This window comes from Oceaniglobus indicus (assembly GCF_002751875.1).
GTDB lineage: Bacteria > Pseudomonadota > Alphaproteobacteria > Rhodobacterales > Rhodobacteraceae > Oceaniglobus > Oceaniglobus indicus.
Genome location: NZ_NMZM01000007.1, coordinates 29,020 through 53,121, shown reverse-complemented (window position 1 = coordinate 53,121; position 24,102 = coordinate 29,020). Strand labels below are relative to the sequence as shown.

General features: G+C 65.8%; 22 protein-coding genes and 1 riboswitch. Of the genes, 6 read left to right on the top strand and 16 right to left on the bottom strand.

Going from position 1 to position 24,102, the window contains the following annotated elements; genetic code table 11:
* Positions 1–37: 37 nt before the first annotated feature.
* Complete coding sequence (locus CFP68_RS12010) at positions 38–562, bottom strand: DUF6446 family protein (RefSeq protein ID WP_099827181.1); 525 nt, start codon at positions 560–562, stop codon at positions 38–40.
* Positions 563–634: 72 nt separating this feature from the next.
* Positions 635–1,558, bottom strand: coding sequence for a glycine--tRNA ligase subunit alpha (locus CFP68_RS12005; protein ID WP_099827349.1), 924 nt, complete (start codon positions 1,556–1,558; stop codon positions 635–637).
* Between the two features lie 185 nt (positions 1,559–1,743).
* On the opposite strand from CFP68_RS12005, the gene CFP68_RS12000 reads away from it, so the two are divergent.
* Complete coding sequence (locus CFP68_RS12000) at positions 1,744–3,510, top strand: trypsin-like peptidase domain-containing protein (RefSeq protein WP_099827180.1); 1,767 nt, start codon at positions 1,744–1,746, stop codon at positions 3,508–3,510.
* A gap of 87 nt (positions 3,511–3,597) precedes the next feature.
* On the opposite strand, the gene CFP68_RS11995 is transcribed toward CFP68_RS12000, so the two are convergent.
* From CFP68_RS11995 to CFP68_RS11975, 5 genes are all read right to left on the bottom strand, one after another.
* On the bottom strand, positions 3,598–5,046 hold the full coding sequence (locus CFP68_RS11995) for a TrkH family potassium uptake protein (RefSeq protein WP_099827179.1): 1,449 nt from the start codon (positions 5,044–5,046) through the stop codon (positions 3,598–3,600).
* Between the two features lie 156 nt (positions 5,047–5,202).
* Complete coding sequence (gene folE2, locus CFP68_RS11990) at positions 5,203–6,300, bottom strand: GTP cyclohydrolase FolE2 (protein ID WP_099827348.1); 1,098 nt, start codon at positions 6,298–6,300, stop codon at positions 5,203–5,205.
* Positions 6,301–6,444: 144 nt separating this feature from the next.
* Complete coding sequence (locus tag CFP68_RS11985; protein ID WP_158234165.1) at positions 6,445–6,993, bottom strand: hypothetical protein; 549 nt, start codon at positions 6,991–6,993, stop codon at positions 6,445–6,447.
* A 16-nt stretch (positions 6,994–7,009) separates the two neighbouring features.
* Positions 7,010–8,203: an O-succinylhomoserine sulfhydrylase gene (gene metZ, locus CFP68_RS11980; RefSeq protein WP_099827177.1), complete on the bottom strand. Its 1,194-nt coding sequence runs from the start codon at positions 8,201–8,203 to the stop codon at positions 7,010–7,012.
* A gap of 42 nt (positions 8,204–8,245) precedes the next feature.
* Positions 8,246–8,324, bottom strand: a riboswitch (SAM riboswitch).
* Between the two features lie 22 nt (positions 8,325–8,346).
* On the bottom strand, positions 8,347–8,961 hold the full coding sequence (locus tag CFP68_RS11975; RefSeq protein WP_099827176.1) for an inner membrane-spanning protein YciB: 615 nt from the start codon (positions 8,959–8,961) through the stop codon (positions 8,347–8,349).
* A 141-nt stretch (positions 8,962–9,102) separates the two neighbouring features.
* Here CFP68_RS11975 and CFP68_RS11970 point away from each other — a divergent pair, with 141 nt between their 5' ends.
* A complete protein-coding gene (locus CFP68_RS11970) occupies positions 9,103–9,600 on the top strand; it encodes an MgtC/SapB family protein (protein WP_241524060.1) in 498 nt (165 codons plus the stop codon).
* Here CFP68_RS11970 and ftsY read toward each other — a convergent pair whose 3' ends face one another.
* Positions 9,601–10,734, bottom strand: coding sequence for a signal recognition particle-docking protein FtsY (gene ftsY / locus CFP68_RS11965; protein WP_099827174.1), 1,134 nt, complete (start codon positions 10,732–10,734; stop codon positions 9,601–9,603).
* Between the two features lie 107 nt (positions 10,735–10,841).
* Here ftsY and CFP68_RS11960 point away from each other — a divergent pair, with 107 nt between their 5' ends.
* The gene (locus CFP68_RS11960; protein WP_099827173.1) at positions 10,842–11,564 is read left to right on the top strand and encodes a phosphotransferase; all 723 of its coding nucleotides are present in this window, start codon (positions 10,842–10,844) and stop codon (positions 11,562–11,564) included.
* A gap of 67 nt (positions 11,565–11,631) precedes the next feature.
* On the opposite strand, the gene CFP68_RS11955 is transcribed toward CFP68_RS11960, so the two are convergent.
* The gene (locus CFP68_RS11955) at positions 11,632–13,317 is read right to left on the bottom strand and encodes an NAD(P)H-dependent oxidoreductase subunit E (protein ID WP_099827172.1); all 1,686 of its coding nucleotides are present in this window, start codon (positions 13,315–13,317) and stop codon (positions 11,632–11,634) included.
* A gap of 191 nt (positions 13,318–13,508) precedes the next feature.
* On the opposite strand from CFP68_RS11955, the gene CFP68_RS11950 reads away from it, so the two are divergent.
* Positions 13,509–14,594 (top strand): alkane 1-monooxygenase, encoded by a 1,086-nt coding sequence (locus CFP68_RS11950; protein WP_099827171.1) that lies wholly within the window; start codon positions 13,509–13,511, stop codon positions 14,592–14,594.
* Between the two features lie 60 nt (positions 14,595–14,654).
* The gene (locus CFP68_RS11945) at positions 14,655–15,068 is read left to right on the top strand and encodes a hypothetical protein (RefSeq protein ID WP_099827170.1); all 414 of its coding nucleotides are present in this window, start codon (positions 14,655–14,657) and stop codon (positions 15,066–15,068) included.
* Positions 15,069–15,071: 3 nt separating this feature from the next.
* On the opposite strand, the gene CFP68_RS11940 is transcribed toward CFP68_RS11945, so the two are convergent.
* Both CFP68_RS11940 and xseA read right to left on the bottom strand, forming a co-directional pair.
* The gene (locus CFP68_RS11940; RefSeq protein ID WP_099827169.1) at positions 15,072–16,487 is read right to left on the bottom strand and encodes a hypothetical protein; all 1,416 of its coding nucleotides are present in this window, start codon (positions 16,485–16,487) and stop codon (positions 15,072–15,074) included.
* Complete coding sequence (gene xseA, locus CFP68_RS11935) at positions 16,484–18,037, bottom strand: exodeoxyribonuclease VII large subunit (RefSeq protein ID WP_099827168.1); 1,554 nt, start codon at positions 18,035–18,037, stop codon at positions 16,484–16,486. The genes CFP68_RS11940 and xseA overlap by 4 nt, the downstream gene beginning before the upstream one ends.
* Positions 18,038–18,107: 70 nt before the next feature.
* On the opposite strand from xseA, the gene purD reads away from it, so the two are divergent.
* Positions 18,108–19,370 (top strand): phosphoribosylamine--glycine ligase, encoded by a 1,263-nt coding sequence (gene purD / locus CFP68_RS11930; RefSeq protein ID WP_099827347.1) that lies wholly within the window; start codon positions 18,108–18,110, stop codon positions 19,368–19,370.
* On the opposite strand, the gene CFP68_RS11925 is transcribed toward purD, so the two are convergent.
* The 5 genes from CFP68_RS11925 to CFP68_RS11905 form a co-directional block, all read right to left on the bottom strand.
* A complete protein-coding gene (locus tag CFP68_RS11925; RefSeq protein ID WP_099827167.1) occupies positions 19,365–20,645 on the bottom strand; it encodes a TRAP transporter large permease in 1,281 nt (426 codons plus the stop codon). The two genes, purD and CFP68_RS11925, sit on opposite strands and share 6 nt — an antisense overlap.
* Positions 20,642–21,190: a TRAP transporter small permease subunit gene (locus CFP68_RS11920; RefSeq protein WP_099827166.1), complete on the bottom strand. Its 549-nt coding sequence runs from the start codon at positions 21,188–21,190 to the stop codon at positions 20,642–20,644. Before CFP68_RS11920 ends, CFP68_RS11925 begins: the two co-directional genes overlap by 4 nt.
* Before the next feature lie 36 nt (positions 21,191–21,226).
* Positions 21,227–22,264: a TRAP transporter substrate-binding protein gene (locus CFP68_RS11915; protein WP_099827165.1), complete on the bottom strand. Its 1,038-nt coding sequence runs from the start codon at positions 22,262–22,264 to the stop codon at positions 21,227–21,229.
* Positions 22,265–22,294: 30 nt separating this feature from the next.
* A complete protein-coding gene (locus CFP68_RS11910; RefSeq protein ID WP_099827164.1) occupies positions 22,295–23,107 on the bottom strand; it encodes a putative hydro-lyase in 813 nt (270 codons plus the stop codon).
* Positions 23,108–23,183: 76 nt separating this feature from the next.
* A complete protein-coding gene (locus CFP68_RS11905; RefSeq protein ID WP_099827163.1) occupies positions 23,184–24,089 on the bottom strand; it encodes a LysR family transcriptional regulator in 906 nt (301 codons plus the stop codon).
* Positions 24,090–24,102: the final 13 nt, after the last annotated feature.

Below are 24,102 nucleotides of genomic sequence, written 5' to 3'. Positions count from 1 at the left end.
CAGGGCGCGGTGTCGGTTGTCTTGCCGAAGGCGGGCGTCAGTTGTCATCGCGGGGCGGACAGGCGGGCCCGTCGGGCGTGCCGTCATATCTTTTTTCGCCGCAGTTGTTCAATTGGTGCCAGGCGTAGGCGCGGCCGTCGTCGAACACGGCAATTACCCGGTCGACGCCGTATTGGATGTTCTCGGTGCCCAGGAAGGCGATCGCCTCGCCGGTTTCCAGGGCGGCGCCGATGGATTCGGCGTCGAAGCACGAAAACCACGACGGGCCGACCAGCGGACTGGCACCCTCATAGGTCAGATAGGTTTCGGTCAGCATGCCCTGGCTCATCGGGGTGGTGAAACAGGCTCGAAACCGCAGGGGCGAGCTGTCGGCGTCGATGGCTTCGATGTTCTCGGCCAGGATCGGCTCGGGCGTGCCGGTCACCCCGACCGTCAACTGGATGTCCGTCGCCGGATCCATGGTGACGCGGTCGTAATAGGCATAGACCTGAAGGTAATACATGGCGCCGCCCGCCAGGGCGATGGTGGCGATCAATCCGGTCACGAGGATCTTTCCGTTCATGTCAGTGCCGATGCAGGTTGATGCTGGCGGCCCGCGCGTTCAAGGGCGCGTGGGCGGAGCGGTTGTCGGCCATCATGCACCGCCGGCGGGCGTGGTGACGAAGGCATCGGCACAGGCGCGGGCCAGCGCGCGCACTCGTCCGATATAGGCTTGGCGTTCGGTCACCGAAATCACGCCGCGCGCGTCCAGCAGGTTGAACAGGTGCGACGCCTTGATGCACTGGTCATAGGCGGGATGCGCCATGACGATGCGCTTGCCGGTTTTCGGATCGTCGGCGGGGGCGGACAGGATGCGCGCTGCCTCGGCCTCGGCGTCCTCGAAGTGTTTCAACAGCATGTCGGTGTCGGCCACGTCGAAGTTCCAGCGCGAATATTCCTGTTCGGTCTGGCGGAACACGTCGCCATAGGTCAGCGGGATCGGCGCGTCGGGCGCGTTGAACGGCATGTCCATCACGTGATCGACCCCCAGCACATACATCGCGAGGCGTTCCAGACCATAGGTCAGCTCACCCGAGACGGGGCGGCAATCGTGGCCGCCGACCTGTTGGAAATAGGTGAATTGCGACACCTCCATGCCGTCGCACCAGACCTCCCATCCCAGGCCCCAGGCGCCCAGGGTCGGCGACTCCCAATCGTCCTCGACGAAGCGGATATCGTGCAGGTCCATGTCGATGCCGATGGCGCGCAGCGAGCCGAGGTACAGCTCCTGCAGGTCGGGCGGCGAGGGTTTGATGATCACCTGGTACTGGTAATAATGCTGCAAGCGGTTCGGGTTCTCGCCATAGCGCCCGTCGGTCGGGCGGCGCGACGGCTGCACATAGGCGGCGGCCCAGGGGCGCGATCCCAACGCGCGCAGCGTCGTGGCCGGGTGGAACGTGCCGGCACCCACTTCCAGGTCATAGGGTTGCAGCATCGCGCACCCCTTCCCGGCCCAGTAGGTCGACAGGCGCAGCAGGATTTCCTGGAAACTGCGGAGAGTCTCGGGTTTGGGGGTCACGCGGGAAAGCTCCGTCAATTTCTTCTGCGGTCGGGGTCGGCCGGGCGGGTTCTGCATAGGCAGAAGGGCAACAAGGGTCAATTGCAGCTGCGGCATCGGGATATGATTATTGACCTTCGGCGTCATATCGCTCTGATGGTCCGCGCGCCAGCCGACGGCGGAATGAAAAGGGATCAAATCACAGAATGTCGCGTTATTTCAGGATCGTCCTCACCGTGGCGTTCGCGGGCCTTGGCGCTCCGGGCGTCGCACAACAGAATGTGTGGTTGCAGATCGAAGCGCAACCCGGTCTGGACCGGGCGCGCGACAGTGCCGCAGGTTACGCCGGGCAGATCGACGATGTCGTCGGGTATCGCCTGGGCAGCACGAATTGGTATGCCGTCGCCATCGGCCCGTTCGGCGACGATGATGCCGCCGCCCGCACCCGCACCGCGTTGCGCGCTGCGCGATTGATCCCCGGCGACAGCTTCACCACCGACGGCGCTTCGTTCCGCGAACAGTTCTGGCCCGAAGGCGGGGCCGAGACGCCGACGCCGGTGGTCGAGGTCGAACCCGTCGACGCCGACGCGCCGGCCGAACCCGAGATCGCACAGCCCGTGACGCCGCGGGTCGAGCCCGAGGAAACCGTGACCGAGGCGCGGCGCAGCGAAGCCCAGCTGAGCGCGGACGAGCGCAAGCTGTTGCAGATCGCCCTGCAGTGGGCCGGCTTTTACGACGCGGCCATCGACGGCGCCTTCGGGCGCGGCACGCGCAGTGCCATGGGCGAATGGCAGGCGGCCCGGAATTACGACGTCACCGGCGTTCTCACGACCCGGCAGCGCGCAGCACTGATCCAGAGCTATAACGCCATTCTGGACGGTCTGGGCATGGAGACGGTGCGCGACGAGACGGCGGGCATCGAAATCGTCATGCCGACCGAGGTTGTCGGCTTCGACCGCTATGAACCGCCGTTTGCCCATTACGGCCCGAACGACCTGGAATCCGGTTTCCCGAAGGTCCTGCTGATTTCGCAGCGCGGCGACACCGACACGTTGTTCGGCCTGTACGACATCATGCAGACCCTTGAAATCGTTCCCGAACAGGGCGATCGGGGCAAGCGCGACAACAGCTTTACCCTGATCGGCGAAGGGCGCGACTTCATCTCGCAGACCGAGGCTGTGGCGCGCGACGGCACCGTCAAGGGGTTCACGCTGATCTGGCCAACGGGTGACGAAAAGCGTCGTCAGCGCGTGCTGGAGGAAATGACCCGCAGCTTCACCGCCCTGCCCGGCCGCGTGATGAACGACATGGTGGGCGAGCCGACCGAGGATCAGCGGATCGATCTGCTGGCCGGTCTGGAAATCCGGATGCCCGAAACCTCGCGCTCGGGGTTCTATGTCGATCCGCGCGGCACGATCCTGACCTCGTCATCGGTGATCGACCAATGCAAGCGGATCACCCTGAACGAAGAGATCGAGGCCGAGGTCACGGCGCTGGACGAAACCCTGGGCCTTGCGCTGCTCAAGCCGAAACAGGCGCTGGCACCGCGCAGCTATGCGCGCTTCCAGGCCTCCGTGCCGCGTCTGCAAAGCGATGTCGTGCTGGCCGGATATTCCTATGAAGGGGTGCTCGGGGCGCCGTCGCTGACCTTTGGCACCGTGGCCGACCTGCGGGGGCTGAACGGGGAAGAAGACATCAAGCGTCTCGATCTGGCCGCGCAACCGGGCGATGCGGGCGGCCCGGTTCTGGACGCGACCGGGGCCGTGATCGGCATGCTGGTGCCGGGCCGCGCGCCCGACGGGCGTGAATTGCCCACCGACGTGGCGTTCCTTGCGGATGTCGAGGTGATCGCCGATTTCATGTCGGCCAACGGGCTGTCCGCCGTCGCGTCGGAAGACCGCACACCGCTGAAGGCCGGCGCCCTGGCCGATCTGGCGACCGACATGACCGTGCTGGTGTCCTGCTGGCAATAACACGTGCCCGGGGCGGTGCGGGACATCCCGCACCGTCGCGCGGCTGTTCGCCGAGGGCAGACCGGCATCGCAGATGTCGGGCCGCGCCTAGTTGCGCCAGAAGTGCGCCGTGAACAGCACATAAACGGCCATCAGTTCAAGCCGGCCAAGAAGCATCCCGAAGGTCAGCAACCACTTCGCGGCATCGTTCAGGGGCGCAAACGTGCCGGCCGGGCCGATGATCGGGCCCAAGCCGGGGCCGATATTGCCGATGGCGGTCGCGGCCCCCGACAGCGACGTGACCATGTCCAGACCCGTCATGCCCAACAGCACGGCCAACACCCCGAGCGACACGATGAACAGCACGAGGAAGGCCATGACCGAGTTCAGAACATCATCGCTGACCGGCCGACCGTCGAAGCGCGGCGAGAACAGCCCGTGGGGCGAATGAATTCGCCGAATCTGTGAAATGACCGCGGACACCATGATCTGATAGCGGAAGATCTTGACCGAACAGCAGGTCGAACCGGCGCACCCCCCGACCAACCCGATCAGGAAGAACACGACCACGGCGAAACTGCCCCAAAGTTGATAGTCGACGCTGGCATAGCCGGTTCCCGACACGATCGAGGTGACGTTGAAGATCGCCTCGCGGATCGACGGCTCAAGCTCGCGGTCGTCGGCCACCACCTGGAACACGGCCAGAACGATCGACACCAGCACCACCATGCTCAGGAACGCGCGGATCTGGGAATCGCGCCAAAGCGGCTGCGCCGTGCCGGCCAGAAGCTGGACGTAGCGCACGAACGGCAGGCTGGCCAGGATCATGAAGGTCGCCGCCAGGTATTCGGGCGGCCCCTGGAACGCACCGAAGGATTGGTCGGTCGTCGAAAATCCGCCCGTCGACATGGTGGTCAGCGCGTGATTCACCGCCTCGAACGTCGGCATGTCCAGCGCGAGATACCCGAGAAAACAGGTGAACGTCAGCGAGACATAGATCCAGCTGATCTGTGCCGCGATCCCCGCCGCGCGCGGCAGGATCTTGCCCATCGTGTCGAACGCTTCCGAACGGAAGATCTGCATCCCGCCGACCCGCAGTTCGGGCAGGAACACCATGGCCACGACGATGATCCCGATCCCGCCGAACCACTGCAACATCGAACGCCAGAGCAACAGGCCGCGGGGCAGATCGTCAAGGCCGGTGAAGGCGGTGGATCCTGTCGTCGTCAGCCCCGACATCGCCTCGAACATGGCGTCGGTGTAACTGGCCTCGGTCGCGCCCAGAACGAAGGGCACCGCGCCAAAGAACGGCAGCAACGACCACACCCCGGTGGTCAGAAGGAACGTCTGCTGGATCGAGATCCGCTCAACCATGCCGTTCGAACAGGCCAGCGCCATCAATCCGCCGGTCAGGGCGACGATCGACGCGCTTTCAAGAAAGACATTCCAATGGGGATCGCCGGCCATGAAATCCACGCCGAGCGGGATCAGCATGGTCAGCCCCAAGGCGGCCACCAACAGGCCAAGCACATATCCAACGGGGCGAAAGTCGATCATGGCGGCAGCGTTGGCCGCACATCGCGACAGAGTCAAGGAACGCCGCACGCCGACGCGATGTCACGTCCGGGGTGTATTTCCGGCGCCCCATTCCGCACGGCGAAACCCGCCTGCAGCGTCCTGACCCGACGCCGGCCGATGAGACGCGCGCGCCGCTCAGCCGACGTGGAACAGCGTGTCGAACTGGCGGGGATCCAGGCTGGACTGCGCAAAGGTTTCACCCTGGGTCAGGATCGACACGGCGTCGTGGCTGTGCAGGCTTTCCTGGTGGCTGGCCATGACCCGGAAATCGCGGATGCGCGGATCGTCCTGCAGGCGTTCTGCGAACAGGCGGGCCGCGTCCTCGACGAAGATCGGGTTGGCGGCGTTCAGCTCGGCAAACGCCTGTTCATCCTCGCGTTTCACCATCACCTGGGTTTCCGTCGGCACCGCCGCGCGGCACATGTCGATCAGATCCTCGAACCACAGGCGCGGCGCTGCCGGGTCCAGAACCACGGAGATACGCGCCACAGACCGCTGTGAATGGGGCGTCGCCAGTTGCCCGCGCGTCCGCCGCGCGTGTTCCGACAATTCCAGCGAACAGGGACAGGTCGAGGAATAGACGTAATCCAGATGCAGGATGCGCCGCTGCACGCCCGAGTCCTCGATCAGTTCAAGCGCGATGTCGTAATACTGATACCCCGACAGTCCCGATCGCAGGCTGGGTCGCTTCATCGGGAATGACATGCGCAACTGGATGCGGGCGTCGAAACTGTCCAGATCGGCCTTGTAGTCGTTCAGCGCCCGGGCAACCACATCAAGGCTGAAGGTGTCTTCGGCATGGGCATAGAAGGTGCGCATGATGCGCGACATGTTGATGCCCTTCTTCTCGGCCTCCAGCGACACGGTGCCGGTCACGCTGGTTTCCAGCGTCATGCCGCCCGCATCGTCGCGGGTGCGATAGCGGATCGGAAGGCGGAAATTCGAGATGCCGACATGCTGGATCCGGCTGCGCGCGCCCCGGATCGACGTTTCCGGCCCGTTCTGAAGATCGGGCAAGGTGGCGCGATAGGCGTCATCAACGGTGAAATCGTCACGATAGCTGCGCGACAGGGCCGGATAGGCGGTGTCCCCCGCGTCGGGCAGAAGGCGGGCGATCGTGGGGTCCAACGCGGCGATGTCATCCGCGCTTGCCGTATCGGCCCACAGGCGCAACAGGCGCAGCGCTTCGGCGGCGGCGTCGCGGGTCGGCACCGCATCGGTGTGGATGTTCATGTCAAAGGCCCCTTCGCCGCAGTATTTCACGAAATCTAACATAGGCCATCGGATCAGGGTTTCACCCCCGTTCCAACCGTCGGGACTCAGGCGGGCGGGGGTTGCACGGGCGGTCGTGCCATCGGATCGTTCCTCGGGCGAGGATCAGGATGACGGAACGCAGTATTCGACACGATAGGACATCAGTGCGTCGGCAAGCGCCTGAACGCGGCCGGCGCCGCTCAGCCCGTCGATGAAATACGCCAGACGGTCGGTCGCCCGCGTCTCCACGGGGCCGCTGACCGTGCTTTCGATATAGGTTTCCGGCGTCGTCGCGTCCAGCACCCTGCTATGGATCGTGCCGGGATGCGCCGGGTCGGTTCGCAGCGATATCGCGCCCGTGCCCTCGTGATACACGAAGTGATGGGTGGCATTTTCGGGATCGGTTTCGAGAAACGTGAATGTCAGGTCGAATTCGGCGACATGGCTGGGCTGGGCATCGGCGCGAACCTTGGGCGTGGCGGTATAGCGCAGGATGCAGCCGTCGAGTTCAAGCGTGCGGCGATACCGGAACAGCCCGCGATACAGCTGGAACGCGGGCCCGTCGCCCTGTGGCACCGCCTCATCCACCAGCGCCAGTTCGGCGATGCGTGCGGCACTGGCCGCCTGTGGGCCGGTCGGGTCGGCCACCGCTGACGATGCGCCAACGGCCAAGACCAGCACAAGCGCCTTACACCGCATCCAGCGCCTGCCGGATGTCGGCCAGAAGATCGTCCTGGTCCTCGATCCCGATGGACAGGCGGACAAGGCCGGGGGTGATGCCCAGTTCGGCGCGCTGTTCCTCGCTCAGCCGTTGGTGCGTGGTCGTTGCGGGGTGGGTGATGATCGACTTCGCATCGCCCAGGTTGTTGCTGATCGTCACGATCTGCAATGCGTTCAGAAACCGGAACGCCGCCCCTTGTCCGCCCGCAAGATCCAGCGACAGAACGGTGCCGCCCTTGTCCATCATCCGCTTTGCCACTTCGTGCTGCGGATGGCTGGCCAGGTGGGGGAAGATCACGCGGGACAGACGCGCATCGCCTTCCAGCGCAGTGGCGATTGCGGTGGCGGCCGTTGTCATGGCACGCACCCGCAGATCCAGCGTTTCCATGCCCTTCAGCATTACCCAGGCGTTGAACGGCGACATCGCCCCGCCGGTGTGCTTCAGATAGGGTTCCAGCGTCTTGCGGATGTAGTCGCGCGTGCCGACGACGACACCGCCCAGGCACCGGCCCTGACCATCGATATGTTTGGTCGTGGAATAGACCACGACATCGGCGCCCATTTCCAGGGCGCGCGACCAGATCGGCGTGGCGAACACGTTGTCGACGACGACCGTGGCGCCCACCGCGTGGGCCGCGTCCGACACCGCCTTGATGTCGATCACCTCGAGCGTCGGGTTCGAGATCGATTCAAGGAACACGACGCGGGTGTCGGGGCGGATCGCCGCCACCCAGGCGTCGTTGTCGGTGCCGTCGACAAAGGTGATTTCGACCCCGAACCGCGCCAGCACGTTTTCGAGGATATAAAGACAGCTGCCGAACAGTGCGCGGGCACTGACGACATGATCGCCCGCCTTCAGCAGCGACATCAGCGCGCCATTGACCGCCGCCATGCCCGACGCCGTGGCGAACCCGTCTTCGGCCCCCTCCAGCGCGGCGATGCGGTCTTCGAACATCCGCACCGTCGGGTTGCCGTAGCGGGCATAGATGAATTCATCGTCGCCCGGCGTCTCGAACCGCTGCTGCGCCTGCTCGGCGGTGTCATAGACGAAACCCTGGGTCAGGAATATCGCCTCGGACACTTCGCCATACTGGCTGCGCCGAACGCCTTCGTGCACCAGGCGCGTGCGGGTGTTCCAGCCTTTGGTATCTGCCTTTCTCATGGGGTGTCCTTCCAACAATGTTCCCCACCGTCACGGACGTCGGGGGCCATTGTCCCGACCTCTTTAGCAGTATCTTTAACGTGGCCCGCAATCCGGTGAACAAATCGCCACGGGTTTTCGCATAAACCCGCCGTGCAGGTCGGTCAAGCGTCGGGCGTGTCGTCCGGTTTCTCGGTGCCGTGATCGGCGAACAATTTCGATTGCAGCGCGAAAAAGACGAAGATCGCCAACGGCAGTCCGAAGGTCTTGAAATTGACCCAGGCATCGGTGCTCATCGTGCGCCAGACGATTTCATTCGCCACCGCCAGCCCGAGAAACAGCGCGGTGAACCGGCGGGTCAGCATCATCCACCCGTCGTGATCCAGCGGGATCATCTCGTCCATCACCAGCCGCAGATACGAGGTGCCGCGCAGCAACCCGAACCCCAGGATCGCGCCGAAGATCAGATAGATCAGCGTCGGCTTCATCTTGAAGAAGCGTTCGTCGTTGAACCACACGCTCAGCCCGCCGAACACCACCACAAGGATCAGCGTCACGATCTGCATCTTCGACAATTTGCCGGTCAGACGCCACAGCGCCAGGGTCGACAGCGCGATCAGGGGCACGAACGCCGCCGTCACCACGATGAAGCCACTGTATTCCGTGCCACCGATGACGAACGTCCGGTCACGCAGCAGAAGATATCCCGCGAAGAACAGCGCGACGGGCCCGAATTCAAGCGCGGACTTCATCCAGGGCGCGATGGGGCGTTCGTTCATGGGGGGTCTCCTTTTGCCGCGTTCCACCTATCACAGGTGGCGATGCGTTCAACGGCTTTGCAACGTCAGCCAACGAGCGGAACGATCCACCCGATCCCGGCGTTGCCGTATCCGAAGGGTTTGCGACAGGAGCTTGGGCCGTTGATCGACTCGATACTGAACGAATTCGGCGCAAATTTTTCCGCCAATGCGCCCAGCGTCGTGGCCGTGCGCCTGCTGCTCGCGCTGGTTCTCGGCGGAATGATCGGGATGGAGCGCGAGGTTGCAAGGAAGCCGGCCGGGCTGCGCACGCATATCCTGGTGTCGGTCGCCGCCTGCCTGTTCATGCTGGTCAGTCAGGAGCTGGCAATCCTGAAGTTCGGCGATCCCGATCAGATGCGGGTCGATCCGCTGCGCCTGGTCGAAGCCGTGACCGCCGGAGTCGCGTTCCTGGGCGCGGGGGCGATCTTTCGCGCCGACGGCGAAGTGCGCAACATCACCACCGGCACCTCCATGTGGCTTGCCGGCGCGGTCGGCCTGGCCTGTGGCGCCGGTCAGATCTGGCTGGCGGCCATGGCCGCGATCATGGTGGTCGTGGTCATCGCCGGCATCGGCTGGATGGAACGCAAGTTCGCCCCTGACGATCAACCCGGCGACTGATCAACGCTCCAGCCCAGTCAGGGCCGCGGCAAATTCACCGGGATCGAAGGCGTCAAGATCGTCGATCTGTTCGCCCACCCCGATGGCATGGATCGGCAGGCCGAACCGGTCGGCCAGCGCCACCAGCACACCGCCCCGCGCCGTGCCGTCCAGCTTGGTCATCACCAGTCCCGAGACATCGGCCAGTTTCTGGAAGATCTCGACCTGGGTGATCGCGTTCTGCCCCGTGGTCGCATCCAGCACCAACAGCGTGTTGTGCGGTGCGGTCGGATCCTTCTTGCGGATCACGCGCACGATCTTGGACAGCTCCTCCATCAGGTCGGCCCGGTTCTGCAACCGGCCGGCCGTGTCGATCAGCAAAAGATCGGCGCCGGTTTCCGCCGCCTTGCCCATGGCATCGAACGCCAGCGATGCCGGATCCGACCCCTCGGGCGCGGTCAGAACCGGCACGCCGGCCCGATCGCCCCAGACCTGAAGCTGTTCGACAGCGGCGGCGCGAAAGGTGTCGCCCGCCGCGATCACCACCGATTTGCCCGCGGCCCGGAACTGTGACGCCAGCTTGCCAATCGTCGTCGTCTTGCCCGACCCGTTGACCCCAACCACCAGAACCACCTGCGGCCGGTTGGGATAGAGCGGCATGGGACGGGCGACCGGCTCCATGATCCGGGTGATTTCGGCGGCCAGAAGCTCCTTGATTTCCGACGAGGATACCCGTTTGCCGAACCTGCCCTCGGCCATGTTGGCGGTGACGCGGGCGGCGGTTTCGACCCCCATGTCGGCGGCGATCAGGACATCCTCCAACTGCTCCAGCATGTCGTCGTCCAGGGCGCGGCGGGGCGCGCTGTCCGCCCCGCGTCCGGTCAGACGGCCAAGAAGACCGCCACGCTCGCCCCGGGGCGCAGCTTCGGGCACGGCGATGGGTGTTGGCGCCGGGTCGGCCGGGGCGGGATCGGCGGGCGGCGCCGGTGTCGCGTCCGGTTGCGGGGTCGCGGGCGGTGCCATGGGTGCCGCCGAGACGCCCGGCGCCGGGCCGTCGTCCTGTGGCCCGCCATCGCCGACCACGGCATCCAGCCCCTCTTCCAGCTTGGAAGAGCTTTTGAACAGCCGCGATTTCAGCTTGTTGAAGAATGACATCGCATGCCTCCGGTCCCACTGCGTCTGTGGTTTCAGTTATGCCACATGGCGCCCATATGGAAGGGTGCGCAATTGTGACGCCTGTTTCCCGGTCCTATGATACGCCCATGACGACAGACCTTTCCGCCCCGATCGCCACCGCCCTTGCCGGCAATCCGGCCCGTGTGCAACGGCTGGAGATTGCCGGCCAGACAATCTGGATCAAGCGCCGCGAATCCCTCTCGCCCCTGCGACGATTGCAAAAAGGCAACGCCGCCCGCGCGTTCGAGGCGGAACGCCACGCGCTGCATCACCTGGCCGCCCTTGATCTGCCCGTGCCGCGGATCCTGGACGAAGGGCCCGACCACATCGCGCTGGCCGACAGCGGCACGGCGCTGGACCGGATCCTCCTTGACGGCATCGGCAGCGATGCGGCGCGCCTGACCATATTCGCTGCCGCCGGGCGCGCGCTGGCCGACCTGCACCGCCACGGGATCAGCCACGGGCGCCCCGCGCTCAAGGACATCTGCTGGGATGGCACGCGCATCACATTCCTTGATTTCGAACGCTACGCCGAGCATCGCAACACCCCCAAGGGACATGCCATGGACGTGGTCATGTTCGTCTTCAACGGCTTTGCCACCGGGCGCGGCACGACCCCTGAAATGGCCCGTGCGATCGAAGCCTACCGCGCCCACGACCCCGGCGGTCTCTGGACTCTTGCACAGGCGTGGTGCGCGCGCATGGGTTGGATCGATACGCTCACCCGGCCGCTTCAGGCGCGGCCGGGAACGAAAGCGCGCGAGTTCAAGGCGATTCCCCTCACCCTTGCGGCCTTCGCCGCCGATTGAACCGGCGTCCCGCCACCTGGACGGGCGCCGCGCAAACAATCGAATGCGCCGCAGGCGCTCCGTCGGATCACACCTCGTTCGGGAAATGCTCCATCGTCAGCCGGATCGCGTTTGGCGCGGCTTGGCCAAGCCCGCAGATCGACGCATCGGCCATCGCCTGGCACAGGTCTTCCAGCAGGTCGCGGTCCCAGTGATCCGCCTGCATCAGCTTCACGGCCTTTTCGCATCCGACCCGACAGGGCGTGCATTGGCCACAGCTTTCATCGGCAAAGAACCGCAGCATGTTCAGCGCCGCCGCCCGTGCCGAATCGGCGTCCGACAGAACGACCACCGCCGCCGACCCGATGAACGAGCCCATGTGTTGCAGCGTGTCGAAATCCATCGCCACGTCATCCGCACTGGCCGGCAGCAAGCCCGCCGAAGGGCCGCCCGGCTGATAGGCCTTGAACACATGCCCCTCGGCCATCCCCCCGGCCGCGGCGATCAGGTCCAGGATCGTCGATCCGGCAGGCAGCAGATACACGCCGGGCGCCGCCACGCGCCCCGACACCGAATACGACCGAAGCCCGCGGCGTCCGTTCTTTTCGACCCCGCTCAGGATCTCGGGCCCCTCGCGCAGAACCCGCGCGATCCAATGCAACGTCTCGACATTGTGCACCAGCGTCGGCCGCCCGAAGATCCCGACCTCGGCCACATAGGGCGGGCGATGGCGGGGAATGCCCCGCTTGCCCTCGATGCTCTCGATCATCGCGCTTTCCTCGCCGCAGATATAGGCGCCCGCACCGCGGCGCAGTTCGATATATCCGGGGGCGACGATCCCCGCCGCTTCCAAGGCCGCGATCTCGCGACGCAGGATCTCCAGCACGGCGGGATATTCGTCGCGCATGTAGTAATAGACCCGCTCGGCCTCGACCGCCCAGGCGGCGATCAGCATTCCCTCCAGCGACAGGTGCGGCACACGCTCCAGCAGGAACCGGTCCTTGAACGTGCCCGGCTCGCCCTCGTCGCCGTTCACCGCCATCATGCGGGGGCCGGGATTGCCACGCACGAATCCCCACTTCTTGCCCGACGGGAACCCGGCGCCGCCCAGCCCCCGCAGCCCGGCGTCCAGCAGGATCTGCTGAACGGCCTCCCAATCGCCCGCGGCGCGCAGCCGCTCCAGCGTTTCATAGCCGCCCGCCGCGCGGTAGGCGTCCAACCCCTGGTATTCCGGCAGGTGCACATGGGTGTCGCCCGCCGCGATCATTCCCTGCACCTTGTCGAAGGTCGCATGATCCACCGGCGCATGGCCCAGCGCCACGACCGGCGCCGTGTCGCATCGCCCCATGCAGGGCGCGCGCACAACGCGCACCGCCGCCGGGTCCAGCCCATCGCGCAACGCGGATTTCAGGGCCTGGGCGCCGGCCATCTCGCAACTCAGCGAATCGCAGACGCGGATCGTCAGCGCGGGTGGCGGCGTCTCGCCCTCTTTCACGAGATCGAAATGCGCATAGAAGCTGGCCACCTCCCAGATCTCGGCCTGGGGCAGGTTCATCTCGTCGCCCAGCGCACGCAGATGCGGCGCCGACAGATGGCCGAACCGGTCCTGCAACCGGTGCAGATGCTCGATCAGCAGATCGCGGCGTCGGGGCGCGTCGCCCAGCACCTCGCGCACCTGCGCCAGCGCCGCATCGTCCAGTTGTCGGCCCTTGGGTGTCGTGCGGCCCCTGCCCTTGCCCGATTTCCAGACGCCTTTCCGCTGATCCGGTGCCATCGCGTCGCACTCCCTTGCCGTGCTGCTCTCCCGATGCGACATCTATAGTCGCATCGCCCATACGACCCCACACCAAATGCGACGTCTGAAGCGCGATAGAAGGCAGGACAGTACCGGGGTAACCGGATCGAAACCCGTATCGCCCAGAATACGCCGTAAAATACCCACGCTTCGCTGCCAGGATCGCATCCATGTCCATCAGTCTGCGCCTGTTCCATGCCGCTCCCCTGTTCGCGATCGCCACTCTCGGCCCGGTGCCCTTGCTGCTGGGCGCGGCCTGGCTGGGCGGTGCGCCGGTCTGGATCGCGCTGGTGGCGATGACCGGCTTTGTTCCGCTGATGGATCTGGCCATGCGCCGGATGTCGGACGCCGAACGTGCGGCGGGTCAGGAATTTCCCGCCGGCACCGGCCTGTCCGTCACGCTGGCCATGGCACAGCCTCTGGTTCTGATCAGCGCGATCGCCGCCCTCTCGGGGGCCGGTGCGGGTCTGGGTTGGGCCGAATCCTTCGGCGTGTTCCTGGCGACCGGCCTTTGGCTGGGCCAGGTCGGCAATTCCAACGCGCACGAGCTGATCCACCGCCCCGATGCGCGGCTGTTCCGGCTGGGCAAATGGTTGTTCATCTCGGTGCTGTTCGGCCATCACACCTCGGCCCATCGCCGCATTCACCACCGCTTTGTCGCCTCGCGTTTCGATCCCAACAGCGCACCCTTGGGCGAATCCTTCTATGCTTACCTGCCGCGCGCCTGGTTCGGATCGTTCACTGCCGGGCGCGAAATCGAAACATCGCTGCTGCGCAAGGTCGGCGGCCACCCCCTGTGGCGTCATCCGTACGTTGAATACGTCGGCGGTGCTTTGGCCTGCCTGGTTCTGGCCGCGCTGATCGGCGGGCTGGCCGGGGTGGCGTGGTATCTGGCGCTGGCGTTTTACGCACAGGCGCAGTTGCTGTTGTCCGACTACGTTCAGCATTACGGGCTGGAACGGGCCGAAACCGCCCCCGGACGGCTGGAACCCGTGGGCCCGGCCCACAGCTGGAACGCGCCGCAACGCTGGTCGGGGGCGATGATGTTGAACGCCCCGCGACATTCCGACCACCACGCCCATCCCGCAAAGCCGTTTCCCGCGCTGCAGACCGGCACCCCGGATACCGTGCCGACCCTGCCCTACGGTCTGCCCGTCATGGCGACGCTGGCGTTGGTTCCGCCGGTCTGGCACCGCCTGATGGACCGGCGCGCCCGCCGATGGCGCCCGCAGGATCGCCGCGCGCCCGCCGCATGACGCGAACGTGCGCGGTGTCACCTCTGGTCAGGGACCGGGCACTGTGCAAACATCACGGACATGAACACGATCTTTCGCACGTTTGCTTGCACCGTCGCCCTTGCTGTCGCGCTTCCCGTCGCGGCCCAGGACCAATCGCCGCTGAGCGCGGCGGAATTCGAAAGCTACACCACCGGCAAGACGCTGTATTTCAACGCCGGCGGCATGGCTTACGGGGTCGAGGAGTATCGCCCCGGACGGCGCGTGCGCTGGTCGTTCCTCGACGGGCGCTGCAAGGACGGTGAATGGTATCCCGAGGGCGAGCAGATCTGTTTCGTCTATGAAGACGGCACCGGACCACAATGCTGGACCTTCTTCCAGGGATCGAACGGATTGCGCGCCCGGTTCATGGGCGATCCGGCGGGAAGCGAGCTGTACGAAGCGCGCGACACCGACGAGCCGATGGTGTGCATGGGCCCCGACGTCGGCGCCTGACCCTCACAACATCCACGCGACCAGAATGGCCCAGCCCGAAATGGCAATGGCCGAACAGACGGCATAGGCTCCGTTCCAGCGGACCCCGGCATGGACCGCCGACACCTGCCCCATTTTCGCGATCAACAGGGTCGATGCGGTGAACGGCGATGTCGCGCCCGAAATCGCCCAGCCCCCCGTCATCGCAACGATGACCGCTGCCGGGGCGATTCCCATGGCCTCGGGCGTCGGCAAAAGCGGCGCGAACAGCGACACCGCCAAGATCGGGTTCATCCCCAACTGCCCGGCCACCGGGATCAGCCAGACGATGGCGATCAACATCAGCGGCACCGGCACCTGCCCCAGATCCAGCCCCGACGCCGCCACCACCGGCGCCAACAGGGCAGACCCCAGGGTGCCGATCACGGCCGCCATGATCAGCAGCACCATTTCCGATCCGTACAGGGGCAATTCGGCGGTGACGAAGCCGCCCGCCCGCCGCCCGGCATGGCGCAGATGCGCCCCCGCCCCCGGCGCGGCCGGTTGCAACACCGCCCAGACCAGTGCGATCACCGGCGCGACGGACAGCACCACGCCGACGACCCGCACATCGGTCAGGACATGGATGCCCGCGACGCTGGCGAACAGAATCCCCAGCAAGATCAGCAGCGGGCGCAGGTTTCGGATCCACCGGCCTTCGGCCGGGCCGCGGCTGGGCGCCGGTTGGCTGAGCCGTGGCTTGAAGGCGGTATCCAATGCCCAGCCAATCCCGACCAGAAGCGCCGTGGACCCCAGGCAGACCACGATCACGTCGGACCAGCGCGCGCCGGGAACGACGCTGGACGAGATGACCATGGCAAACCCCAAAGGCGACCACGTCAGGCATGACACGAACCCGCGCTGGATCGCCAGAAGCATCCGGCGCGCGCGGTGGCCCCGCAACTCGGCGTCCGTCTCTTTCGCCACGCTTTCGGTGGCAAGGCCGCCCAGCAGGGTCAGCGCGCCGTAACTCAGCACAAGGCCGAACAGATGCCCGCCCAGCGTCAGCGCCAGATACCGCCGGCCAGGCGGTTGGCCTGCCAGGAACCTGCCACATTCGGCAATGGCCGGCGATCCGCTGGCGGCACTTCGGATCGCGGTCAGCGCGGTGAAAAAGCCGGTGATGAACGCCGCCTGTTTCACCGCACGCCAGGCGACGCCCTGCCACTCGCTCAGCAAGGCGATGCACAGCACCAGCAGCGCCACCCCGATCAGCACGTAAACCCGGCGCGACCACGTCACCCGGCCGAAGAACGCCGCCAACCCCAGCACGGTGCACACCCCCGCGGTGGCATAAGCGACGGTCGATCCGGTATATTCTGCCGGGATCATCGCCAGCGTCGCAGCGGCGAACAGGATGCCGCCGATGCGGCCCAGATCGCCGTGACTCAGCCCGCTCAAAGAAGCTCGCCCTGTTCGGGCGGGGTCTTGGGCGGTTTCGCGGCCTTGCGGCGTTTCGGCGCGACACCTGGCGTCATGCGGCCATCGGCAAATTCGATTTCCAGAACGCGGGCGGCCCGCGCGGATTTCGTGTCGGTGACCACGGTGTCGCCGTCACGCACCACGGCATACCCGCGCTGCAACGTCGCGGTATAGCCCAGCGACAGGCGCAGGCGCTCAAGCGCGGCCAGCTTCTGACGCCGCGCCTCGATGCTTTCGGCCCCGCGCGTCTCAAGCCGTCGCACCAGCACCGCAAGATCGCGCCGCCCGGTGACGATGGCGCGTTCGGCGGGGCGCAGGGTCAGGCGGTCGGCGCGCGAGTCCAGCCTTTCGCGCTGGCGTTCCAACGCCCGTTCAAGCCCGGGCGCCAGACGGGCCGACAGTTTGGCAACCTCGGCGCGGCGCTGGGCCAGCGTGCGCGCCAGCGTGCGGGGCCGCAGCACCGCCGCCGCGCGGTCCAGCCGCGCCTGTTCGCCCTGCGTGCGCCGCACCAACGCCATCGGCAGGCGTTGGCTGGCGAGATCCAGCCGTTGCCGCGCGGGGGCCAACAGCGCGTCAAGCCGGGGCAACGCCCGCGCCAAATCCCGCAGACGTTGGCCGCGTTGGCTCAGCATCCGGCCCGCCGCGCCGGTCATCCGCGCGCCCTGCCCCGCCGTCCAGGCCAGAAGGTCGGCGCGCACCGGCACCGCCAGTTCGGCCGCCGCCGTGGGCGTCGGCGCGCGCTTGTCCGAGACGAAATCGATCAATGTCGTGTCCGTCTCGTGACCCACGGCCGAGATCAACGGAATGTCGCTGGCGGCGGCGGCGCGCGCCACTTCTTCCTCGTTGAAGCCCCACAGATCCTCGATCGATCCGCCACCGCGCGCGACGATGATCAGGTCGGGGCGCGGGATCGCCCCGCCGGGCGTCAGCGCGTTGAAACCGCGGATCGCGTTCGCCACCTGCGGCGCACAGGCCTTGCCCTGCACCGCCACGGGCCAGACCAGAACCCGGCGCGGAAACCGTTCGCGCAGCCGGTGCAGGATGTCGCGGATCACCGCCCCCGAGGGCGAGGTGACGACGCCGATCACCTCGGGCAGATAGGGCAGCGGGCGCTTGCGTTCGGGCGCGAACAACCCTTCCTTTTCCAGCTGTTTCTTGCGCTTTTCCAGCATCGCCATCAACGCGCCCACCCCGGCGGGGCGCAGGTCGTCAACGCTCAGCTGGTATTTCGACTGCGACCCGAAGGTGGTCATCTGGCCCGAGGCGACCACCTCCATCCCCTCCTCGGGCAGGGTGGTCAGGCCAGAAACCTGCCCCTTCCACGTCACCGAGGCCAGGACGTTGCGGTCGTCCTTGATGTCGAAATACAGGTGCCCCGAACGGGCTGTGAACACGCGCCCCACCTCGCCCTTGACTCGGACACGGCCGAATTCGCCCTCGATCACGCGCTTCACCGCGCCGGTCAGTTCGGAGACGGTGAATTCGTGGGCGTTTTCGCCTTCGATGGGGTCGTCGATCAGATCGGACATGGGTTTGCCTTGTCTTGCGGTTGGCGCGACCCTAGAACGCCTCGCAACCAAGGGAAAGCGGGGCGGCAACATGAACATCCTGATACTGGGTGGCGGCGGGCGCGAACACGCCCTTGCATGGGCGGTCATGCAGAACCCGAAATGCGACCGCCTGATCGTGGCGCCGGGCAATGCCGGGATCGCGCAGATCGCCGATTGCGCATCGCTGGACATCTGCGACGGCACAGCCGTGGTCGAATTTGCCGGGGCCAATTCCATCGGTTTCGTGATCATCGGCCCTGAGGCGCCATTGGCCGCCGGGGTGGCCGACGATCTGCGCGACGCCGGCGTTCTGGTCTTCGGGCCGTCGAAAGCCGCCGCGCGGCTTGAGGCGTCCAAGGCGTTCACCAAGGAGATCTGCACCGCCGTCGATGCCCCCACCGCAGGATACGCGCATTTCACCGATGTCGCCGCCGCCCGCGCATACCTGGCCGATCACCCCCTGCCCGTGGTGATCAAGGCCGACGGTCTGGCCGCAGGCAAGGGCGTCGTGATCGCCACCGAGCGCGAAGAGGCGTTGAAAGCGGTCGACGACATGATGGGCGGCGCGTTCGGCGCGGCAGGCGCCGAAGTGGTGATCGAGGAGTTCATGGAGGGCGAAGAGGCCTCGTTCTTCGTGCTGTGCGACGGTGACGCCGTGCTGCCCATCGGCACGGCGCAGGATCACAAGCGCATCGGCGAAGGCGATACCGGCCCCAACACCGGCGGCATGGGCGCCTATTCCCCGGCGCCCGTGATGGACGACGCCGTGGTGGCCGCAACGCTCGAGCGGATCGTCAAGCCGACGATGGCCGAGATGACGCGCCGTGGCACGCCGTTTCAGGGCGTGCTGTTCGTCGGGCTGATGATTGCCGACGGCCGGCCCCGGCTGGTGGAATACAACGTCCGTTTCGGTGACCCGGAATGCCAATGCCTGATGATGCGGCTGGGCGCGCAGGCGCTGGACCTGATGCTGGCCTGTGCCGAGGGACGGCTGGCCGAGGCGCAGGTGAACTGGGCCCACGATCACGCGATGTGCGTGGTGATGGCCGCAGCCGGGTATCCCGGAGCATACGAAAAAGGCAGCATCATCGGTGGGCTGGACGCGCTGGAAGGCGACAGCTTCTCGATGATGTTCCATGCCGGCACCGCAACGCGGGACGGCCGGATGGTCGCCGCCGGAGGCCGGGTTCTGGGTGCCACCGCCCGCGGCGCCACCCTGGCCGAGGCGCGGCAGCGCGCCTATGGCATGGTCGATGCCGTCGATTGGCCCCAGGGCGTGTTCCGCCGCGATATCGGCTGGCGCGCCCTATAAGGTTTCGGGCAGATACAACGCGATCTGCGGGAACGCGATCAGCGCCGCCGCCATCAGAAGCATGACGACGACATAGGGTATCGCGCCCAGCATCACGTCCGACATGCTGCCCGAGGTGCGCGCCCCCTGAACGACATAGAGGTTCAGCCCGACCGGCGGCGTGATCAGCGCCATCTCGATCAGCACGATCATCAGGATGCCGAACCAGATCGGATCGTATCCCTGCGCCACCACCAGCGGCACGATGATCGGGATCGTCACCACCATCAGCGACAGCGTCTCGATGAAGAACCCCAGCACCAGATAGATCAGCACGATCACCAGGATGAACGCCAGTTTCGACAGGCCAAGGCCGGTCAGGAAGGAATCCAGCGCGCGGCCCAGACCGGCCGAGGACAGGGTGAAGTTCAGGAACGACGCGCCGATCACCACCAGCATGATCATCGATGTGATCTTGATCGTGCCCAGCAGGCTCTCCGTCATCATCGACCATGACACGCCGCCGACGATCAGCGCGATCACGAACGCCCCGGCCACGCCGACGGCGGCCGCTTCGGTGGGGGTGGCCCACCCCTTGTAGATCGTGCCGATGATGACGCCGAACAGCAAAACGATCGGCAGAAGGTGCTTCAGCGCGCCCAGCATCTCGCCCAGGGGAAAGGTGCGCCGCTCGCCGCCCAGGTTCGGACGGATCACGCAGATCAACGCGGTGACCGCGACAAACGCCAATGCCAGCCCGACACCGGGAATCAGCCCGGCCAGGAACAGGCGCGGGATCGACGTCTGGGTCAGGAAGCCATAGACGATCAGGTTGATCGATGGTGGAATCATGATGCCCAGCGTGCCGCCGGCGGCGATGGCGCCCGAAAACAGCTTTTGATCATATCCCAGGCGTTCGGCCTGGGGCATGGCCACCGTGGCGACGGTGGCGGCGGTGGCGACCGACGACCCCGAGGTCGCCGAGAACATCGTGGCCGTGGCGATATTGGCATGCACCAGTCCACCGGGCAGCCACGAGATCCACTTGTCCAGAGCGGAATAGGTGCGCGCGGCGACCCCGCTGCGCACCAGGATCTCGCCCAGCAGGACGAAAAACGGAATTGCGATCAGGGTGGCCGAATTGGACGATGACCACACCAGTTGCCCCAGCCCGCGCATCAGCGGAAACGGCGAGAAGAACAGATCGATCCCGAAGCCCAGCAGGAACAGCACGATGCCGACCGGGATCGACAGCGTCAGAAGGGCCAGCAGCCCGATGGCGACATAGGTGATCATAGCGCCGAATCCTGTTCGCCGAAGGCCCCGATGGCGGCTTCGGCCTGGTCGAACCGACCGGCAATGAACAACATCAGCGCCGCGATCAGCGTGGCCCATGACATCACGGCGAACCAAGCCCAGCCCGCAAACCACGGCACCTGCACCAGCCAAAGGGGTGTTTCCAGAACCGTGTTGGCGGTCGAATTGTTGGCGATGGATTTTTCGACCACCGGCCAACAGCGCAGCGCGATCAGCGACACCGCCCCGGCCAGCACCGCCAACGAAAACAGGTCCATCAGAACGCGCCCGCGCGCCGCCAGCCGGCTGCGCAACAGATCGATCCTGACATGGCCCAGCTCGAGCAGGGTGAAGGCCATACCCCAGGCGGCGGATATGGCCATGACGTAACCCGCGATTTCATCCGTGCCTCCGAAGGACGCGCCGACCTGGCGCAGGATGATGTCGGACAGCACGAAGATCACGCAGGCCAGCAACCCGATCCCCACCACGATCGCCACGACGCGGTTCAGGCGTCTCAGAAAATCCAGAACGTCCTGCGCCATGGCGATCTTCCTTATCCGGGGCCGGTTCAGCGCGGCCTATTCGACGGGAATCGTGACGCCGACCGTCGCGCCGACCGTGTCGTTCCAGCGTTTGGTCCAATCGGCGCCCGCACGCTCGGCCCATTCGGGCAGCACCTCGGCCTCGAGGATTTCGCGCGCGCGGGTGGAATCGGCTTCGGTCACCTCGACCAGCGTCATGGACCGTGCGTCACCGCCCTTGCATTCTCCCTCGCCGGTCAGACAGGCGATGTCGTTGGCCAGGGCACCCTGCGCGGTCTGCCATGCCGGATCCTCGAAATCGGTCTTCACGCGTTCGGTCATGATCTGCTGCAACTCGGGCGACAGGCTGTTCCACTTGTCCATGTTCACGGCCGTCACGACCGAATCCCATCCGCCCAGCGGGATCGGCAACAGATGTGTCGCCACCTCCCACCAGCCGGCGGAATAGCCCGAACCGGCCCCGGTCACGGCGCAATCGACCACGCCCTTCTGCAAGGCGCCGGGCACTTCCGAGAAGTTCACGTTGATGCCCTCGGCGCCCAGCGCCTCGAGAAACTTGGCGGTCATGCGGCCCGAGGCGCGGATTTTCAGCCCCTCGAGGTCTGCCAGGCCCGAAATGTCGTGGTTGCAGAACACCACCTGGGGCGGATAGGGCGCAATGGCCAGGACATGCGCGTTGAAGCGATCGGCAAAGATGTCATCCACCATGGGGCGGGCCGCATCGACCATGGCACGCGCTTCATCCGCCGTCAGCGCCAGAAGCGGCACATCCAGCCCTTCCAGTTCGGGCGCATCCGATACGGCATAGTCGGCAACGGTCATGCCGACGTCATAGACGCCTTCTCCCAACAAACGGTAAACGTCGCCCAGACCCAGGCCCATCTGGTCATGGGTCGTCAGCGCGACGGTCAGGTCGTCGCCGGCCGCTTCGGGCAGGGTTTCGGTCCAGAACGGCGCTTCGTATTGCTTGTGCAACGGCAGGCTCGACCAGCTTCCCACGACGTTCAGATCCTCGGCCGACGCAGATCCGGCAACCGCCGCGATTACTGCGAAAGTGCTGATTGTGGTTTTCATCTGTTGGACTCCCTATGGATTATTGTTCGATTATTGAAAGTTCAGGATCGGCGTTTCCGCATCTTCGGGCACGTCCGTGATCAACATCCGGCCCGGGACATGGGTGATGCAGAACGCCGGTGCGGCCCGTTCTATGGCGACCTGGGGCGTCACCCCGCAGGCCCAGAACACCGGCACCATCCCCGCCCCCATCGGCAGCGGATCACCCCAGTCGGGATTGGCGGGATCATCGATGCCCAACGCCGCCGGATCGCCGACATGGACCGGGCCGCCATGGGCCAGCGGATAGCGCGCCGAGATCTCGCGCGCCAGATCGACCTGGGCTTCGGGAATCATCCGCATACTGACCACGGTGCGCCCCCCGAACGGCCCCGCCGGCACGGTTTCGATGTTCGAACGGAACATCGGCACGGTCGTGTCGTTCTCGATATGCCAGAGCGGTATGCCCGCCCGCATCAGCGCGTGTTCAAAGGTGAACGAACAGCCCAGCGCGAACACCACCAGGTCATCGCGCCAATGCTGCGACAGATCGGTGACCGTTTCGGAAAGTTTGCCATGGCGATAGATGTTGTAGCCGGGCACATCGGTGCGGATGTCGATGTCGCGCCCCAGCGTGAACATCATCGGGTTGCCGGTGTCCGACACCGCCGACAGCGGACAGGGTTTCGGGTTGCGCTGGCAAAAGCGCATGAAGTCCAGCGCGTGGGTTTCCGGCAGGATGGCCAGATTGCTTTGCAGGACGCCCGGCGCCAGACCGGCGGTATGCTTGGCATAGCGTCCGGCACGAATTTCGGCGCGCACCGCGTCCCGTGTCATGGTTTTCATCGACACATAGGATGTCATGCAGCATTCCCGATGGCTTCGCCGTCAGCTTTGCAACCCCGCGTTATAAATGCAAATCGAATATATCTCTGGCCGGTTATAAAACGGATTTATGACCATCGAACCGGCGCGCGACGTCCAGCGCAAGATCGGCCGCCGTCGCCACCAGGTGGCGTTGACCACCGCCGATGAACGAGGCCGTGAAGGCCAGCGGCGCCGGCCGCCACCCCGGATCAAAGGTGCGAATCCGCCCCGCCGCGACATAGGACGCGGCCAGCGCACAAGGCAGAGCCGCCACGCCGATGCCCGATTCGATCAGCCGGAAACAGGCGGACAACGACGAGGACGGAAACAGCGTCACCCCCGGCCCCACCCGTTCAAGCAGCATCGACTTGAGGTGACGATAGGGCGCGGTGTTGCGCGCATAGCTCAGCACCGGCGTATCGAGAAACAGCGATGGATCGTCATCGCGGATGTCCGCATCCGTGGCCGCATACCATCCCAGTTCGAAGGCGGGCAAGGCGATGTTGTCCACCGAAAAATCCGACACCGGACCAAGCAGGAACGCCAGATCGATCTCGCGCGTCAGCAGGGCCGCGCGCAGGTTAACCGAGACGTCGACGTTGATTTCGACCTCGACGCTGGGAAATCGGCGGTGCAGGTGGCTGACGAAATCGGGCAGCCAGCACTGCGCGACTGTTTCGGCGCTGCCGATCCGGAGCAGTCCGTCCAGCGCGTCGGGGTTTACGACGTGCCGCTCGACCAGTTCGTTCAACTGCTCATAGCGTTCGGCATAGCGCAGCATCGTCTCGCCGTCGCGGGTCAGGCGCAGACCGCCGGGCGTGCGGTCGAACAATGTCTGTGACAGGCCGGTTTCCAGGTTGCGGATCCGCGCCGACACCGCCGGTTGCGTCAGGCCCAGGCCCTGTGCCGCCTTGCCGATCCCGCCCAGCCGCACCACCGCCAGAAAGGCGGCGATCTGGTCGAGGTTCAGCCGGCCCATGGCGCTGCGACAG